15 protein-coding genes and 1 pseudogene are annotated in these 17,544 nt (G+C 65.9%); 14 read left to right on the top strand and 2 right to left on the bottom strand.

Features of this window, described 5'->3' with window-relative positions; translation table 11 throughout:
• Nucleotide 1: 1 nt before the first annotated feature.
• The 4 genes from RE429_RS10985 to RE429_RS10970 all read left to right on the top strand — a co-directional run bounded on the left by RE429_RS10985 (nt 2) and on the right by RE429_RS10970 (nt 5,690).
• A complete protein-coding gene (locus RE429_RS10985; protein ID WP_414470821.1) occupies nt 2–883 on the top strand; it encodes a MurR/RpiR family transcriptional regulator in 882 nt (293 codons plus the stop codon).
• A gap of 175 nt (nt 884–1,058) precedes the next feature.
• Nucleotides 1,059–2,120 (top strand): D-TA family PLP-dependent enzyme, encoded by a 1,062-nt coding sequence (locus RE429_RS10980; protein ID WP_414470820.1) that lies wholly within the window; start codon nt 1,059–1,061, stop codon nt 2,118–2,120.
• Nucleotides 2,121–2,161: 41 nt separating this feature from the next.
• A complete protein-coding gene (locus RE429_RS10975; protein WP_414470819.1) occupies nt 2,162–2,659 on the top strand; it encodes a hypothetical protein in 498 nt (165 codons plus the stop codon).
• A 1,048-nt stretch (nt 2,660–3,707) separates the two neighbouring features.
• A complete protein-coding gene (locus RE429_RS10970; protein WP_414470818.1) occupies nt 3,708–5,690 on the top strand; it encodes a PAS domain-containing protein in 1,983 nt (660 codons plus the stop codon).
• A 353-nt stretch (nt 5,691–6,043) separates the two neighbouring features.
• Here RE429_RS10970 and RE429_RS10965 read toward each other — a convergent pair whose 3' ends face one another.
• Entirely contained in the window at nt 6,044–6,703 is a 660-nt protein-coding gene (locus RE429_RS10965; RefSeq protein WP_414470817.1) for a hypothetical protein, read from the bottom strand.
• 143 nt (nt 6,704–6,846) lie between these two features.
• Here RE429_RS10965 and RE429_RS10960 point away from each other — a divergent pair, with 143 nt between their 5' ends.
• The 10 genes and pseudogenes from RE429_RS10960 to RE429_RS10915 all read left to right on the top strand — a co-directional run bounded on the left by RE429_RS10960 (nt 6,847) and on the right by RE429_RS10915 (nt 17,026).
• Nucleotides 6,847–7,374: a PepSY domain-containing protein gene (locus RE429_RS10960; RefSeq protein WP_414470816.1), complete on the top strand. Its 528-nt coding sequence runs from the start codon at nt 6,847–6,849 to the stop codon at nt 7,372–7,374.
• Nucleotides 7,374–8,036, top strand: coding sequence for a response regulator transcription factor (locus RE429_RS10955; protein WP_414470815.1), 663 nt, complete (start codon nt 7,374–7,376; stop codon nt 8,034–8,036). The genes RE429_RS10960 and RE429_RS10955 overlap by 1 nt, the downstream gene beginning before the upstream one ends.
• Entirely contained in the window at nt 8,033–9,460 is a 1,428-nt protein-coding gene (locus tag RE429_RS10950) for a sensor histidine kinase (protein ID WP_414470814.1), read from the top strand. Before RE429_RS10955 ends, RE429_RS10950 begins: the two co-directional genes overlap by 4 nt.
• A gap of 233 nt (nt 9,461–9,693) precedes the next feature.
• Nucleotides 9,694–10,575 (top strand): annotated as a pseudogene (locus RE429_RS10945) (helix-turn-helix domain-containing protein); the annotation flags it as partial.
• A gap of 193 nt (nt 10,576–10,768) precedes the next feature.
• The gene (locus tag RE429_RS10940) at nt 10,769–11,845 is read left to right on the top strand and encodes a sugar ABC transporter substrate-binding protein (RefSeq protein ID WP_414470813.1); all 1,077 of its coding nucleotides are present in this window, start codon (nt 10,769–10,771) and stop codon (nt 11,843–11,845) included.
• 80 nt (nt 11,846–11,925) lie between these two features.
• Nucleotides 11,926–12,750 (top strand): ATP-binding cassette domain-containing protein, encoded by an 825-nt coding sequence (locus RE429_RS10935; RefSeq protein ID WP_414470812.1) that lies wholly within the window; start codon nt 11,926–11,928, stop codon nt 12,748–12,750.
• Nucleotides 12,747–14,006, top strand: a complete 1,260-nt coding sequence (locus RE429_RS10930; RefSeq protein ID WP_414470811.1) for a sugar ABC transporter permease — start codon at nt 12,747–12,749, stop codon at nt 14,004–14,006. The genes RE429_RS10935 and RE429_RS10930 overlap by 4 nt, the downstream gene beginning before the upstream one ends.
• Before the next feature lie 27 nt (nt 14,007–14,033).
• On the top strand, nt 14,034–14,762 hold the full coding sequence (locus RE429_RS10925; RefSeq protein WP_414470810.1) for an SDR family oxidoreductase: 729 nt from the start codon (nt 14,034–14,036) through the stop codon (nt 14,760–14,762).
• Between the two features lie 293 nt (nt 14,763–15,055).
• On the top strand, nt 15,056–16,663 hold the full coding sequence (locus tag RE429_RS10920) for an FGGY-family carbohydrate kinase (protein ID WP_414470809.1): 1,608 nt from the start codon (nt 15,056–15,058) through the stop codon (nt 16,661–16,663).
• A gap of 96 nt (nt 16,664–16,759) precedes the next feature.
• Nucleotides 16,760–17,026, top strand: coding sequence for a hypothetical protein (locus RE429_RS10915; RefSeq protein WP_414470808.1), 267 nt, complete (start codon nt 16,760–16,762; stop codon nt 17,024–17,026).
• Between the two features lie 59 nt (nt 17,027–17,085).
• Here RE429_RS10915 and rnk read toward each other — a convergent pair whose 3' ends face one another.
• Nucleotides 17,086–17,520 carry a nucleoside diphosphate kinase regulator gene (rnk, locus tag RE429_RS10910; protein ID WP_414470807.1) on the bottom strand — a complete coding sequence of 145 codons (435 nt, stop codon included), beginning with the start codon at nt 17,518–17,520 and terminating at the stop codon, nt 17,086–17,088.
• Nucleotides 17,521–17,544: the final 24 nt, after the last annotated feature.

Raw genomic sequence — 17,544 nt, 5'->3', positions numbered from 1 at the left:
CGTGGAGGCGCCACAGGACATCGTTGCAAGGGTGCGCAGGTGGGCCGCGGACGGCTCCAAGGCGGAGCGCAGGCTCGCATCGCTGGTGCTCTCCGACCTCGCTTACGTGTCCAAGGCGACGATTGCGGAAATCGCGGGCCGCGCGGGCGTGAGCGAGCCGACCGTGACGCGCTTCGCGAGGGCGGTCGGCTGCGAAGGCATGCGCGATTTCAAATATCATCTCGCCCAGGCCCTGGCCGTGGGCGGCAACGATCTCGACCCGTCGCCGATCCGGCGCGAGGAGCGGGAGGAGCGTGTCCTGTCCGCCGTCTGCGGCAACGCCGTCGCGGCGATCGAGGATCTGCGGGCTACCATCGACATGGATGTCGTCGGCCAGATCGCCGAGCGGATCTCGACCGCCCGCGCCGTGCTGGCCTACGGCTCGGGCGGGAATTCCTCGATCATGTCGATGGAGCTCCACAACCGGCTGTTCCGCCTCGGCTTGTCCGTCATCGCGCACAGCGACGGCCAGATGCAGCGGATGACCGCATCGGTGGCGACCCCGGACACGGCCGTGATCGCCTTCTCGACCTCCGGATATTCTCCCTCTGTGGTCGACTCCGTCAGAATTTCGCGCCATTACGGAGCCAGGACGGTCGCCGTGACCGCGCCCGGTTCCGCCCTGGCGCGCGAAGCGGAGATTCTGCTGCCCTTTTCGATTCCGGAGGACGACAACCTCTACAAACCGAACGCCACGCGCTATGCCATGATGGCCATCGTCGATCTGATCGCGATGACCACGGCGGAGAGCATCGGACCGTCCGTGCTCGAAGGGCTCCGCCGCATCAGGCACAGCCTCGCGGCCGTGAACGTCAACGATCCGAGACTGCCCCTCGGCGACTAGAGCATCGAACGCAAAAGTGGACACCGGTTTTGCGTGAAAAGATGCTCAAGCAAGGAGAGCATCGGACGCAAAAACGGGCACCGGTTTTGCGTAAAAAGATGCTCACAACATCAACTTGATGCACCGGATGTGGGGTCGATATCACGTCCGATGCTGGAAGAGACATCAGGCTCCCATGACCAAGATTCATGAACTGGATACCCCCGTCGTGCTGATCGACCTCGACCGCGTCGAGGCCAATCTCAAGCGTGCCCAGGACTATGCCGACGCCAACGGCATGAAGCTGCGTCCGCACATCAAGACGCACAAGCTGCCTCAATTCGCCAAGCGCCAGATGGAGCTCGGCGCCATCGGCATCACCTGCCAGAAGATCGGTGAGGCCGAAGTGATGGTCGAGGCCGGGATCAGCGACATTCTTCTGCCCTACAACATTCTCGGCGAGCCGAAGCTGAAGCGGCTTCTCGCCCTCGCGCGGCGCGCATCGCTGAAGGTCACCGCGGACAGCACCACCACCGTCGACGGTTATTCCAGAACCTTCGCCGGCTCGGGCCTGACCCTTCCGGTTCTCGTGGAATGCGATACGGGCGGGGGACGCGTGGGCGTCCAGACCCCCGAAGCGGCGCTCGCGCTCGCCCGGCACATCGCCGCCTCGGAGGGCCTGCGCTTCGCCGGTCTCATGACCTATCCGGCCAAGGGCATGGCCACAGAGGCCAATGCCTGGCTCGAGCGCGCCGCAGCCCTGCTCGATGAAGCGGGCCTGAAGCCCGAGATCGTCTCCACGGGAGGCACGCCGGATCTGTGGCGCAGCAAGGACAACAAAGCGGCCACGGAATATCGTCCCGGCACCTATATCTATCTCGACCGGTTCGAAGTGAAGGAAGGCGTCGGCGGCTTCGAGGACTGCGCCCTCACGGTTCTCGCCACCGTCGTCTCGCGCCCGACCGAGGACCGCGCGGTCCTCGACACCGGGTCGAAATCCCTGACCAGCGATACCCTGGGCCTTCAAGGTTTCGGCCGGATCGCCGAGTACCCGGACGCGGTCATCGTGTCGCTGAGCGAGGAGCACGGCGTCGTGGATCTCTCCCGTTCGGCCGCCAGGCCCAAGGTCGGGGACATGGTTCGCATCGTTCCGAACCATGTCTGCCCCGTCACGAACCTGTTCGACGAGGTGACGTTCGTGCGGGGAGACGACGTGATCGAGACGGTTCCGGTCGCCGCGCGCGGCAAGGTGGCCTGATCCCTTTCCCCTCGCCTGCCCTGTCCACCTAAGGTTCCCTCATGATCGACCATACCCGAAACCCCTTCGCCGAAACCGACGCGGACCGCCGCGAAATATGGACCATGCTGGTCGAGCGCGACATCGATGCCTTCCTGGCGGCCGACTGGTCGATGGTCGATGAGGATTTCCGCCGCGAAGGATTCCTGGGTCTGCACGCGCACAAGTCGGAGCTGCCCGACAGCTGGCGTCTCGACTTCCCGGACCTCGAAACCTACCGCGACGAATGGCTGCGGCAGGCGAAAGCCGCGCAGACCGTCGCGTATGCCGAACCGGTCCGGGACGCCCTGTTCCGGGCCACGAACATGCGCGACATCGATCTGCGCGGCGACGCCGCGATCTGCCATAAGAAATTCGACGGCACGATCGCCCTCGAGGGCGGCGGCGTGGAGGTTCTGAGCTGGCAGACCCTGTATTTCTGCGCCCGCCTCGGCGGACGCTGGAAGATCACCGGCTTCGTCGGCTACATGCCCTATCCGATGGGCAGAGCCCGCGGCTGAACCGGAACGCACGGACACTCATTGGCGCATCGTGCGGACCGCCGGGTCCGCACGGAGGAGTGCCTGGTGCTGGCCTCAGGCTTGCGCAATCTCTCTCATGACGGAGATGGTGTTACATAAAGAGGCTTCTGCGGACTACACAGCCCGCTCGGTTTGAATTTGGCGGCGAGCTTGCAACCGGGAGAGCATGGATCGAACATGAGCCTTAACCCGTGCGGCCTGCGCCTCCGCAATCAAGGTCTCGGCGATAGCCCGATCATCCCCGAAAGCCCGACCGCTGTTCTCTCTATGACAAAGCATGATTTCAGCCCTTCAGCAGAGTTTCGTCGATTACCCTAGCATTCACTCTCGGGGATTTAGATGGGCTGGAGCGTGAGGGTGCTGAAGTCGGATGCTTACGTGGGGATTCCCCGAGTATGCACAGCGGATCCCCTCTTATATTGAGGTGGCATCGGCACCGTTTCTTTCGCCCCTACGGTCCGGACCTTCAAAGCGTCCTCATGGGAAGAGAGGCGCTTTCTTTTTGCCGAGCCGGAATAGGTCAGGACGGGCTGCCTCGCCTGCGTCTGTTCCCAAAATGAGCTTATCGGAACCTTTGAACAATGTTTCCACTTGTGTGCGACGGCGAGGTCGAGAAGAACTCTTTGTCGAGCAACCGAGCGATCATGCCGCGCCAATGCGCTGACCCCGAGGAGCAGCACCGTAAGGTTGATGCAACAGAGGCCCAGCTTGTTCGGTACGTGAGTGTATTCAACATCTTTATGCTGACGCTATCGTTGCTGGCGGCGGCTGGGCTCATCGGCTTCGCCGTCCATCTTGCATCGCTCTAAGGAAGCCTCGTTCGCTTCCGCCCCATATTCCATAGACGTCCACACACAGCCTTCGACAAATTGAACCAAATCCCGGAAGGCCGGCTCCGAGAGCATCGGACCGAAAAGCGGCACCCACTTTTGGGATAGAATCCGATGCTCCCTGCTTGGAAAGGGCGCATAATTCTTCCGAAAAACCGGGGCCACTTTTTCGCGCGATTCGCCAGGAGACGGCCGATTTGAACACTGGGACATTCTTGGCTCACCAAGGCACGATGGCGGCGCGGTTCGGGGCCCACGACTGGGCAGCATCGCCGCTGGGTTCGCCCGAGACCTGGCCGCAGGATCTGCGGACCGTGCTCAAGGTCATGATCCATTCCGGCTTTCCGACCCTCGTCGCCTGGGGGCCGGACCTCATTGTCTTCTACAATGATGCCTATCTGGAACTGCGTGGAAGACGGCCCGAAGTGCTCGGCTGCCCCCTGCCCCAGGCGTGGGCGGATATCTGGGACGTGGCCGCTCCCCTGGTTTCCAAGGCATTGCACGGGCAGGCCGCTTTCGTTCACGACGTGCCCATCGGCCTCGTATCGCGCAGCAGCTATCCGGAGACAACCTGGTGGACGGGATCCGTCAGCCCGATCATCACCGATCCCGCGACCGTCGCAGGCGTCCTCGTCACCTTGCAGGATACGACCGAACGGGTGCTCACCGAGCGGCGGCTCCGCTTCCTGGTCGAGCTGAGCACGCGCCTGCGCGGGGTGGCCGATCCCCGCAACGTCATGACCACGGCCGCGGAGATGCTGGCCCATCACCTGCGGGCGAGCCGCGTCGGCTATGCCGAGCTCAGCGAGAGCGGCGAGGCCATCGTGGTGGAGCGTGACTGGAGCGATCCGGCACTGGCGAGCTTTGCCGGGCATTACCGGACGGGTGACTTCGGCCGGTCCATCGAGCGCGAATTGCAAGCCGGACGAACGGTGCGCATCGATGACGTCCTGGCTCATCCGCTGACGGCAAAGGAGCCGATCTCGCCCGAGTTCCTCAGAGCGGGCAACCGCTCCACGATCATCACGCCGCTGATCCGGGACGGGCGGTGGGTCGCAGCACTTTATGTGCACCAGTCGGAACCGCGTCATTGGCATGACGACGAGGCGCAGCTGGCGCGGGAGGTGGCCGAACGCACCTGGACCTCGGTCCTGCGCGCTCGGGCCGAGATGGCCCTTCGGGACAGTGAGGAGCGCTTCAGGCAATTTGCCGAGCGTTCCTCCACGGTGCTCTGGATCCTCGACTTTGAGACGCGGCAGGTAGACTACGTCAGCCCGGCCTACGAGACGATCTGGGGCGAGCCGGTGGCGGCGGCCCTGAATGATCCTGATCACTGGGTCAAGGCCGTTCATCCCGATGACCGCGACCGGGCCAGCGCCATCATCGAAGGTGTGCGGCAGGGCGAGGAAGGCACGCATGAATACCACATCATCCGACCGGACGGTGGGGTGCGGTGGATCCGCGATACGTTCTTTCCGATCCGCGACGAGCACGGGCAGGTGCGGAAGGTGGGCGGCATTGCCCAGGATCTCACCCAGCACGACGGCTCCGTGGTCTATGTGGTGGCAGGCGATGGGAGCGCCCGCCAGAGCCTCGGCCGTGAGCTCCAAGGAGCAGGGTACGAAGTCAAGGCATTTGCTTCGGCCAAGGCCTTCCTGGAGGTTGCGCCGGTGCTGCTGCCCGGCGGCGTGGTGCTCGACACGCGGCACCCTGAAGCCGGCGGGCTGACCGTCCCGCGGGAATTGAAGGCACGCCGAGCAAGCCTGCCGGTGATCGCGATCGGCGAGACCGGAGGGAGAGTTGCGATCGGGATCGAGGCGATGAAGGCCGGTGCGGTGGATTTCCTCGACATGCCCTATCAGCCCGACCAGTTGCTGAACGCGCTCGCCGCCGCCCAGGCCACGATCCTCGAACGGGCGGAGCGGGACCAGGCGACGGAGCGCCTGCGGGTGGCCCTCGCGACAATGCCGTCCCGAGAGAGAGAAGTTCTCGACGGCCTCCTGGCCGGGGGCACCAACAAGACGATCGCACGGGATCTCGGCATCAGCCCGCGGACGGTCGAGGCGCATCGAGCCCGCATCATGGAGCGGCTCGGGGCCAACAGCCTGCCCGAGTTGGTGCAGGTTGCGATGGTGGCCGGCTTACAGGCGCCGGGTGGAACCCGTCACGATAGCGATTGAGTGTGAGCATCGGCACCACGGCAGAAATGCCGTGCCCCACAGGGCAAAGTCCGTCCGCATCAGGGCCGATGGGGTGAGCGTCGGATCAAGAGCGGCGTCCGAAGGGCAACGGGCAGCGGACCTTCAGAGACTATCGGTCCACGTCTCCCGTTGCCCGGGAGCGGACCTTGCATCGCGACCGGTCCGGTTTTCCGCAAACTGCGAGCGGCGATCCTGGATCGGCACGACGAATGGTTCTTCGGTCGAGCCGCGAGGGCGAGAAGAGGCACCCGTCACGTGAAAGTCAGGCTGCCCCGACCGCACTGGGTTGCCGCGGGGCCGTCCGCCCCGCGGCACAGTCGATCGGGCATCCGTCACCGGCCGTTCACACGCCGGTCGTCTCCCGGCTCGAAGCGCTTGTCGCGATCGAGGCGACCACCCTTGTCGTCTGCAGCGACAGCGGGATCGTCCGCCCCACGCCCGCGGGACCGGCGCGCATCCGCCACATGATCGCCGCCACGGGTGCGGGTGCGTGTCTGGTGCTGGTCTCTCGTGTGGGTCCTTGTCCGGCCTTCCATCAGGACGCGGTCCTCCGTTCCGCGGCTGCGCCGATTGTCCCCCGCTCGACCCATCCCCTGATCGTCGGCCCCCCGGCCGCGCCCATGACCGGCGTCGTCCGCCCTGTCACGGCCGCGATCATCGTTGCGGCCAGTGGCATCGCCGCCACGGCCCCGCCCGCCGTCATCGCCGCCGCGGCCTCCGCGGCCACCGTTGTCGTCTCCGCCCCGGCCTCCCCGTCCGCCGCCGTCGTCGCTGCGACCGCCGTTGTGGCTGCCGCCATCGTCTCCACCACGCCCCCCGCGGCCGCCACTGTCATCACCGCCGCGGCCTCCGCCATTGTCGCCCCCGCCGCGCGCCAGAGCGGGGGTCAGGATCGCGCTCGCGACCACGGCCGGGACGGCGGCTGCCGTGAGCGAGGCCAGCATGGTCCCCAGGACCAGGATATTCGGACCGTTCTTGATTGGCTTCAGCATCGTCTTTCTCCATTCACCCGGCGCCGGACAGATCGGCGCCGATGCCGGAGCAGTTTGGCTTGGGGCCGGCATCCGAACCTGACGGAACGTGTCAGCGAAATATCAGCTTGGGCGTGCTATTCTGGTGATCTTCGGAAGGTTTCATGACACGGCGTCACCTTTTTGCTCTGCTGCTGCTCTCCCTGGCGCTGGCTCCGGTAGAAGTCTCCTGGATGACGCCTGCCATCGCCAAGGACGGCGGTGGCGGTGGAGGCGGCGATGGAGGCCACGGAGGGAATGATGGTGGCGGTCGCGGTGGAGGCGACGACGGCGGTCGTGGTGGCGGCGAGAACAGCGGCCGCGGCGACGATCGAGGACGCGGAGACGATGGCGGCGGACGTGGCCGGGGCCGGGGCGGCGATGATGCCCGGGCGGGTGCGTTCGCAGGCTGGGGGAGCACCTCCTCCGACCATGCCCGCGAGGCCGTCTCCCAAGGGCAGGCCCTGACCCTGAGCTCCGTTCTTCCGACAGTGTCGAAAGCGGTTCCGGGGCAGGTGCTGGAGGTCGATCTCCGCCAGACCTGGAACGGCGAGTGGTGGTACGAATTCCTGGTTCTCACCCGCGATCGTCGCTACCAGGAGGTCGTCGTGGATGCCCGGCGCAACAAAATTCTTCAAATCAGGAGACGCTGATGCGGGTCCTTCTCGTGGAGGATGAAGCAGCCATCGCAAGGGATGTCGCGGGCGCCCTGGCCGAGACGGGCTATGTCGTTGACATCGCCCGGGATGGCGATGACGGCTGGTTCCGTGCCTCGACCGAGGACTATGACGCCGTCATCCTGGACCTGGGCCTGCCGAAACTCGACGGCCTGTCGGTGGTGCGCCGGCTGCGGGAGGAGGCCAGCACCGTTCCGATCCTCGTGCTCACGGCCCGCGGCTCCTGGCTGCAGCGGGTCGAAGGCATCGACGCCGGTGCCGACGACTACCTGACCAAACCGTTCGAGATGGAGGAGCTTCTTGCCCGTCTCGCGGCTCTGCTGCGCCGGGTTGGTCGTCACGTGACGCCCCTGATCGAGGTCGGTGCGCTGCGCATCGATACGCGGCGGCTGCGGGTGATGGTCAGCGGCCGGGCGATCGAGCTGTCTCCGCTGGAATTCCGTCTGTTGCGCTACCTTGCGCACAATCGTGATCGCGTCGTCGCCCAGAGCGAGCTGGTCGAGCACGTCTACGGATCGGACGAGCCCGAGAGCAATACGATCGAGGCGCTCGTGGCGCGCCTGCGCCGCAAGATCGGATCGGAGGCGATCGGAACCCGTCGCGGCCACGGCTATATCATGGAGACGCCCTCGACATGATGCGGAATTCCATCCGGCTGCGGCTGCTCGTCGTGGCGATCACGTCCATCGTCGCGACGATCGCCGTCGCGGGCGCCTCCCTCGTGGTGTTCTTCGAGCGCCAGGTGCTCCGCTATGTGGAACAGGACCTCAACATCCATTGGACCGAACTCGCCACGGCCTTCGGGGCCGAGGGGGAGACGGACTTGAGCCAGAGGATGACGGATCCCCGCTATCACCAGCCCTACGGCGGGGCCTATTGGCAGGTTTCCGAAGGCGGGCGGCCGATCCTGCGGTCCCGTTCGCTCTGGGATCGGACGCTGCCCGCAGACGAACCGCGCCCGCGTGCCGACCGGGACAAGGCCTTTGAGGCCGATGGACCCGACGGTTCGGAGCTCTACGTGATCGCGCGCGAGGTCACGATCGGCGGCGAGCAGGGCTCGCGCACGTTCAGCCTCGCGGTGGCCCTGGATCATGCGCAGGTGGTGGAGCTGCGCCAAGCCTTCGGATGGGACGTGGCCCGCGTCCTGCTTCCCATTGCGGCGGTCCTGGTGCTGTTCGCCTGGCTCCAGGTTTCGCTGGGCCTGCGCCCGTTGCGATCCGTCGGGCATGATCTGAATGCCGTCCAGACCGGTCGGATCCGACGCATGACGCGCCGCTTTCCCGACGAGGTCGCGCCGCTGGTCGGGAGCATCAACAAGCTGCTCGACCGGCAGGAGAACCTCGTTCGCAAGGCGCGCGACCGGGCCGGCGCTCTGGCTCATGGTCTCAAAACTCCCCTGACGATTCTTGGCGGCGAGGTGCGCCGTCTCGAACGGACAGGCAAGTCCGACGCTGCGGAGCGCATGCAGGAGCAGCTTGAGATCATCCGCTCCCATGTGGAGCGCGAGGTCGCGCGCGCTCGTACAAGCGGTGCATCGGTGGCGTGCGGCGCCTATACCCAGGTGGACGAGTCCGTCGCGCGCCTTCTGCGCCTGATGCAGCATCTGCCAAGGGGCGAGCAGCTTGTCTGGCAGACCGGGATTCCAGCCGATCTGGCTGTTGACATGGATCCCCATGACTTTGGAGAGATCCTGGGCAATCTCCTCGACAATGCGCGAAAATGGGCCAGAACCCGGGTTGAAGTTCGGGCGGAGCCCACAGGGGGGAACGCCCGTATTACCGTCGAGGACGATGGCCCTGGCTTCTCGGGTCCCGATGGGGCGCGCCCTGAACGAGGGATGACGGGACGATGCGACCCGAACTCGAGCGGACTTGGCCTTGGCATCGTGGAGGACATCCTGGCCGAGTACGGAACAAGCCCGACGATCGACGGGAATGGCCGCTGCAGCATCTCATTCGAGGTTCCCCTGTGCCGGGAGAGATTCACCGTTACCTCCCGGGAGACTCTCCCGCGTGAAGGACAGGTCTCGAGCACGTGGTCGAGCGAGATCACGCGAGCCTGAGCCTCAACTCAATCGGCTCTCCCGAGAGCCTTTCCGTCGGCGATCCGCGACATACATGTTACGGTGGATCGCAGCATCGCGTTGTCAAAAAAGTATCATTCCCGGCCATGAAAGGTGCTGGCACGCGCTTGTGGCGAAGGTTACCGTCATCGTCAGTGAGAGCCGAACTGAGATCGGCCGGCTCGGAGCGAGGGGCCATCGCGAGCACCCGCACCGGCCTGGAGGAAACGGACATGGAGCCGGATCTCGAAGTCGTTCAGATAAGACCGGGCGAGTCCTTCGCCGCCTGGTCCCATGGCTATCCCTACCGCACGGTGCGCTGGCACTTTCATCCCGAATACGAACTGCATCAGGTGGTGGCCACGAACGGGCGCTATTTCGTCGGCGACTTCATCGGCGAGTTCGAGCCCGGAAACCTGGTGCTGACCGGACCGAACCTCCCGCACAACTGGGTCAGCGACGTTCCGAAGGACGCGATCGTTCCGCTCAGGTGCCGCATCATCCAGTTCAGCGAGGATTTCGTCGGCGGGGCCATGAAGACCCTGCCCGAGCTCTCCGCCCTCGCGCCGGTGCTGGAAGCGTCGCGGCGCGGCGTGCTCTTCAGCAAGGAGATCAGCCGCGAGATCTCGCCTCTCATGGAAGAGGCGATGCACGCGAAGAGCGTGCGCCGCATCGAGCTCTTCATGATGATCGCCGGGCTCCTGAGCCGCGCGCAGGGTTCGCGGATGCTCGCGAGCCCCGGCTACCTACCCGACCCGTCCGGCTACATGTCCGCAGGCATCAACAAGGCGCTCGCCTATATTCGCGAGAACCTGACCCAGCCCTTCGGCGAAGCGGATCTGGCCGCGATCGCCGGACAATCCACGAGCGCGTTCTCGCGCTCCTTCCGGCAGCATACCGGCATGTCGCTGGTTCGGTACGTGAAGCGCCTGCGCATCAATCTCGCCTGTCAGATCCTCATGAGCGACGAGCAGGCCTCGATCACCAGCATCTGCTACGAGGTCGGCTACAACAACCTCTCCAATTTCAACAGGCAGTTCCTGGCCGAGAAGGGCATGACCCCTTCCCGGTTCCGGCGCCTGCTGCTCGACAACATCAACTCGGCCAAGGCCGCGCAACGGAGGAGCAAGGACCCAGCAACTCAGGCATCACGGGCAAGACCGGGCGGCGCGAAAGAGCAGCCCGGGAAAAGAGGCGCCCTGCTCTGACATCCGGGACGGCAGCAAAACACGAAGGCTGCCGCAACCGTCGCCCCCGAGCCGGCGCAATTCGACTGCACGATAACGGTCACCAACGGGAGAGAAACGAATGATCACGTCTTCATGGAAGCTCGGCGGCCTCGCGGCCCTGGCCCTCACCCTCCTCGCGGGCACGGGCGCGGCCATGGCGCAGAACGCGAAGGCCTCCAACGCCACGGTCGCCTTCCTCATGCCGGACCAGGCTTCCACCCGCTACGAGGAGCATGACTTCCCCGGCTTCAAGGCCGAGATGGAAAAGCTCTGCCCGACCTGCAAGGTCCTCTACCAGAACGCCGACGCGAACGTCTCGCGCCAGCAGCAGCAGTTCAACTCCGTGATCTCGCAGGGCGCGAAGGTGATCGTTCTCGATCCGGTCGACTCCGCCGCAGCCGCATCCCTCGTCAAGCAGGCGCAGAGCCAGGGCATCAAGGTCATCGCCTATGACCGGCCCATCCCGGACGCCAAGGCCGATTTCTACGTCTCCTTCGACAACCAGGCCATCGGCAAGTCGATTGCGGATTCGCTCGTCCAGCACCTCAAGAAGAGCAACGTGACCGCCGGCAGCGGCACCGGCGTCCTTCAGATCAACGGATCGCCCACCGACGCCGCCGCCGGCCTCATCAAGAAGGGCATTCACGAGGGTCTCGACAACAGCGGCTATCCGATCCTGGCCGAGTACGACACGCCGGATTGGGCTCCGCCGAAGGCGCAGCAATGGGCGAGCGGCCAGATCACGCGCTTCAACAAGAACATCCTCGGCGTCGTCGCGGCCAATGACGGCACCGCGGGCGGGGCCATCGCGGCCTTCAAGGCCGCAGGCGTCAACCCGGTTCCGCCGGTGACCGGCAACGACGCGACGATCGCCGCGCTTCAGCTCATCATCGCGGGCGACCAGTACAACACGATCTCAAAGCCGAGCGAGATCGTGGCGGCGGCAGCCGCCAACGTGGCGGTCGACTTCCTCGCGGGCGGGACCCCGAAGGCGGAAACGACTCTCTACGAGACGCCCTCCCGGCTGTTCGTTCCGGCGGTGATCACCGCCGAGAACCTGAAGGCCGAGATCATCGACAAGAAGATCAACACGGCCGAGCAGCTCTGCACGGGCCGCTATGCCGAAGGCTGCAAGAAGCTCGGCATCACGCAGTAACCCTGCATGGTCCGTCCGGCCGCCACGGCGGCCGGACATCCCTGAAACGGCGGAACGCTCCGCCAGGGTCTTAAAAAGCGATGGACACAACCCAAGAGCAACACGACAAGCGCGAGCTCGTGCTCAGCCTGCGCGGCATCTCGAAGCATTTCGGCGCCGTCTCCGCCTTGACCGATATCGATCTGGACGTGCATGCGGGCGAGGTCGTGGCCCTGGTGGGCGACAACGGCGCCGGCAAGTCGACCCTCGTCAAGACCCTGGCCGGCGTGCACCAGCCGAGTTCCGGCTCGATCACGTTCTGCGGGCAGCCGGTGACGCTGTCGGATCCGAGCGCCGCGCTCGGCCTCGGCATCGCCACGGTGTTCCAGGATCTGGCTCTGTGCGAGAACCTCGACGTCGTGGCCAATATCTTTCTCGGGCGGGAGGTCGGTCCCTACCGCCTCGACGAAGTGTCCATGGAGCTGAAGGCCTGGACCCTGCTCAACGAATTGTCCGCGCGCATTCCCAGCGTGCGCGAGCCGGTCGCCTCGTTGTCCGGCGGGCAGCGGCAGACCGTCGCCATCGCGCGCTCGCTGCTCCTCGAACCCAAGCTCATTCTCCTGGACGAGCCTACCGCCGCCCTGGGCGTCGCGCAGACCGCCGAGGTGCTCGACCTGATCGAACGCGTCCGCGACCGCGGGCTCGGCGTCATCATGATCAGCCACAACATGGAGGACGTGCGTGCGGTCGCGGACCGCATCGTCGTGCTCAGGCTGGGCCGGAACAACGGTGTCTTCGAACCCGACGCCTCGAACGAGCAGCTCGTCAGCGCCATCACGGGCGCGGCCAACAATTCGGTTTCGCGTCGCGCCAGCCGGCGTCAGGCGCAGAGTGGACAATCACCGGCACCGGAGGGACGCCCATGACAAAGAGCGCGGAACGGAACGCGCAGACGGCTCCGATGCTCGACCGAAGAGACGAGCGCGTGAGGCATGCGGAAGGGTTCTCCGACACGATCCGGGCCTTCCTGGACAGGGTCCGGTCCGGCGATCTCGGCTCGCTTCCCGTCGTCGTCGGCCTCGCGATCATCTGGACCGTGTTCCAGAGCCTCAACCCGGTGTTCCTGGCCCCCAACAATCTCGTCAATCTCCTGTTCGACTGCTCGACCGTGGGCGTGATCGCGCTCGGCATCGTCTGCATCCTGATCGTCGGCGAGATCGATCTGTCGGTCGGGTCGGTCAGCGGTTTCGCCTCGGCCCTTCTCGGCGTCATGTGGGTCAACCAGGGCTGGCCCGTCGCGGCCGCCGTCATCGCGGCGCTCGTCCTCGGGGCCCTGATCGGCGCCGTCTATGCCTTCCTGTTCAACCGTTTCGGCATGCCGAGCTTCGTCGCGACCCTGGCGGGCCTTCTGTCGATCCTCGGGCTCCAGCTCTATCTTCTCGGCTCGACCGGCTCGATCAACCTCCCCTACGGCTCCCCGTTCGTCGATTTCGGCCAGCTTCTCGTCATGCCTGACGAGGTCTCCTACGTCCTCGCGGCGCTGCCGGGCGTCGTGATGCTCGTGCTCGGCTTCCGGACCGCCGCCCGCCGCCGCAAGGCCGGGCTGTCGGCCCAGCCCATGACCAGCCTCCTGCTGCGCTCCGTCGTCATCACGATCGTGCTGGAATTCATCGCCTATTACCTGAACCTCGATCGCGGCATCCCATGGATGTTCGGCCTGTTCGTCGGGCTCGTGGTGGCGATGAACTATGCGCTGACCCGCACCCAATGGGGCCGCCAGATGCTGGCGGTCGGCGGCAATCGCGAGGCCGCGCGCAGGGCGGGCATCAACGTCAAGTTCATCTATACGACGGCCTTCATGCTCTGCTCCGGGCTCGCCGCCGCCGGCGGCCTCCTGGCCGCCGCGCGCCTGGCTTCGGCGAGCCAGCAGGCCGGCACCGGCGACGTCAATCTCAACGCCATCGCGGCCGCCGTCATCGGCGGGACCAGCCTGTTCGGCGGACGCGGAAGCGCCTACTCGGCCCTTCTCGGCATCATCGTCATCCAGTCGATCGCCAGCGGCCTGACGCTGCTCGATCTCTCCTCGTCGCTCCGGTACATGATCACCGGCGCCGTCCTCGCCATCGCGGTCATCGTCGACTCGCTGGCACGGCGCTCGCGCGTTTCCCATGGCCGGGCCTGAGCCATACGAACGAAAAGGAAAAAAGCCATGGGCGACAAGCTTAACGGGAAAGTCGCGGCGATCACCGGAGCGGCGTCCGGCATCGGCCTCGAATGCGCCCGGATCCTGCTGTCCGAGGGCGCTCGGGTGGTCCTGGTCGACCGGGACGAAGCGGCCCTGCAAGCGGTCGGCGCGGAGCTCGGGCCGCAGGCCATTCCCCTGCGGGTCGACGTGACCGATCCGGCCAGCGTCGCGCGCATGATGCCCCAGATCCTCGACCGCACGGGCCAGCTCGACATCTTCCACGCCAATGCCGGCTCCTATATCGGCGGCGAGATCCTGAAGGGCGATCCCGATGCCTGGGACCGCATGCTCCATCTCAACATCAACGCCGTGTTCCGCTGCGTGCATGCGGTGCTGCCCCACATGGTGGAGCGCAGGACCGGCGACATCATCGTGACGAGTTCCATCGCGGGCCTCGTCCCGGTCGTGTGGGAGCCGATCTACACCGCCTCCAAGCACGCCGTTCAGGCCTTCGTGCACACGGTCCGGCGGCAGGTCGCTCCGCACGGACTGCGCGTCGGAGCGGTCGCTCCCGGCCCCGTGGTGACGGCCCTCATCAAGGATTGGCCAAAGGAGAAGCTCGACGCCGAGCTGGCGGCCGGCGGCCTGATGCAGCCCGTCGAGGTGGCCGAGGCCGTCCTGTTCATGCTCACGCGGCCCAGGACCGTGACCATCCGCGATCTCGTCATCCTGCCGCAAAGCAACGATCTCTAGAGCCTTTTCCGCAAAAGTGGATGCCGGTTTTGCGAAGAAAAGGCGTCTTTCTCAAACAACAGGAGCCTTTTCCATGAACCGAAGTTCATGGAAAAGGCTCTAGCGCATCGCGCGGACCCGGCACACCGCGCCAGCGAAAAGTCGACCCGGTTTTTCGCAGGAACGATGCGCTCTTTCCAAGACGGGAGCATCGGATCGATCCAAAAGTGGATTCCACTTTTCCCGTCCGATGCTCTAATCCATCATCGTCGGCGCAGGCCGATCCCGCTCCTTCTCCGGATGATTGAACAGCCATGGCAAAGCATTTTCTCGGCATCGATGTCGGTACCGGCAGCGCCCGCGCAGGCCTCTTCGACGACCAGGGCGCCCTCCTCGCCGCCGCCAAGGCCGATATCGCGATCTGGCAGGAAGCAGGCGGCATCGTGGAGCAGTCGAGCGCCGATATCTGGCGCGCCGTCTGTTCCTGCGTACGCGAAGCCGTGGGGAAAGCGGCCGTGCCGCCGGAGAGCGTCGCGGGCATCGGCTTCGATGCAACCTGTTCCCTCGTGGTCCTGGGCGCGGGCGGCGCGCCACTGCCGGTCGGCCCGTCCGGCGACCCCGAGCGCAACATCATCGTCTGGATGGATCATCGCGCGACCGAGCAGGCGCGGCGGATCAACGGCACGGGCGAGGCCGTGCTGAACTACGTCGGCGGGTCGATCTCACCCGAGATGGAAACGCCGAAACTGCTGTGGCTCTCGGAGAACATGCCGCAGACCTTCACGGGCGCGTGGCAGTTCCTGGATCTCGCCGATTTCCTCACCTGGAAGGCGACGGCGAGCCTCGCGCGCTCGACCTGCACGGTCACCTGCAAATGGACCTATCTGGCGCATGAGAACCGCTGGGACGACGGCTATTTCCGAAAGGTGGGGCTCGGCGCTCTCGCCGACGAAGGCTTCAGCCGCATCGGAACCGAAGTCGTGCCGGGCGGCACCGCGCTCGGCCGCGGCCTGACCGCTGAGGCGGCCGCCGATCTCGGCCTCGAACCCGGAACGCCCGTCGCCGCGGGTCTGATCGACGCCCATGCGGGCGGCGTGGGAACGGTCGGCGCGCGCGGCAACGTGGGCAGCATCCTCACGCGCATGGCCTATGTGTTCGGCACATCGGCCTGCACCATGTCCTCGACGCGCGATCCTGCCTTCGTGCAGGGCGTGTGGGGCCCCTACTACTCCGCGATGATCCCGGGGCTGTGGCTCAATGAAGGCGGCCAATCGGCGGCGGGCGCGGCCATCGACCATCTCGTGCGAATGCATCCCGCCTCGCAGGAGGCCGCGAAGATCGCCCGCGGGAACGGCACCAGCCTCAGCCATTGGCTGTCGCTCGAGGCCGAGCGGCGCGGCGGCGCGGCGGCCCTGTCCGACCTCGTCGGGGACGTGCATGTGGTGCCGGAATTCCTCGGCAACCGCGCGCCCTTCGCGGATCCCGAGGCCCGGGGCGTGATCGCCGGGCTCGGCATCGGCAGCGATCTCGACAGCCTCGTCGCGCTTTACCTCGCGGGCGTCTGCGGACTGGGCTACGGCGCCCGGCAGATCGTGCAGGTGCTCGCCGAGAAAGACGTGGCGATCGACACCATCGTGGTCAGCGGCGGCGCGGGCCAGAGCCCGCTCGTGCGCCAGCTCCTCGCCGACACCACCGGACAGGTCGTCGCCGCGCCGGTCTCCCAGGAGCCCGTTCTTCTCGGCTCCGCCATTCTCGGCGCCGTCGCGGCGGGCCGCTATTCCGACATCGACGCGGCCATGGCATCCATGTCCGCCATGGGGGAGACCTATCGGCCGAATGCGGCGGCGGCCGCATGGCACGAGAAAAGGTTCAAGGCCTTCGAGATGCTGCAGCAGGTCGCAAAGGCCATCAGAGCGCACTGACCGGAAGGCCGCCTTCGAGCCTTTGACCGGAGGCGGTGTCTGCCCTACTTTCCAGGCCGACACCCATCCATCAAAGCTTCGAAGAAGGAGGCGCCGTTGCACCGCGTCATGGCCGGCATTGTCTTTGTTTGTTTCAGCGTGGCCTGCTCGGGCTCCGCCTTCAGCGCCGACAACACGCGCGCCCAGCACCGGAGCTGGATGCGCAAACTGGACACCCCCGGCGGAACCCTGCCGGAGTCGCTCCAGGCGATCTTGGGCCGCGAGGAAGCGGAGGCTCGCGTGCCGGGCGGTACGACCGCCCAGCACCGGTCATGGATCAGGAAGCTCGAAATCTCGGATCAGGCGAGCGGCACTGCGCTTTAGAACCAGGCGCATCGTGCGGACCCGGCGGGCCGCACGATGCGCCGGCCCGTCGGTTCGCCTCAGGCGGATTGCGGCTCCGTGGCGGCGGGTTCGCGCACCTGCAACACCGTCAGGCGCTTCTTGTCGCCGTTGCGCGTGGTCCAGTCGATCGACTTGCCGACGGGAAGTCCGATCAGGGCCGTCCCGATGGGGGTCAGGATCGAAATCCGTCCCCGGGCGATATCCGCCTCGTTCGGATAGACGAGGGTGACCGTCTGGACCCTGCCGCTCACGTCGTCGCGAAACTCGACTTCGCAGCCCATGCAGACGATATCGGTGGCGCTGCGCCCCTTGGGAAGGACTTGAGCGCGGTCGATCTCGTCGGCGAGCTCCGCGGCCACTTCCGGCATCGTGTGCGATGCGGCATCCGCGAGCGCCGAGAGTTTTTCATGGTCGGTCGCGGTCAGTGTGATCCGTGGCTTCGAGCTGCTTGTCGTCTTCTTGGTCACTGTCATTCTCCTGGTTCTGTTGTGGGCCGA

Source organism: Microvirga sp. M2 (assembly GCF_047497095.1).
In the GTDB taxonomy this organism is placed as follows: Bacteria; Pseudomonadota; Alphaproteobacteria; order Rhizobiales; family Beijerinckiaceae; genus Microvirga.
Note: the sequence above shows the minus strand (reverse complement) of the source record. Positions and strands in the feature narration are given on the sequence as shown.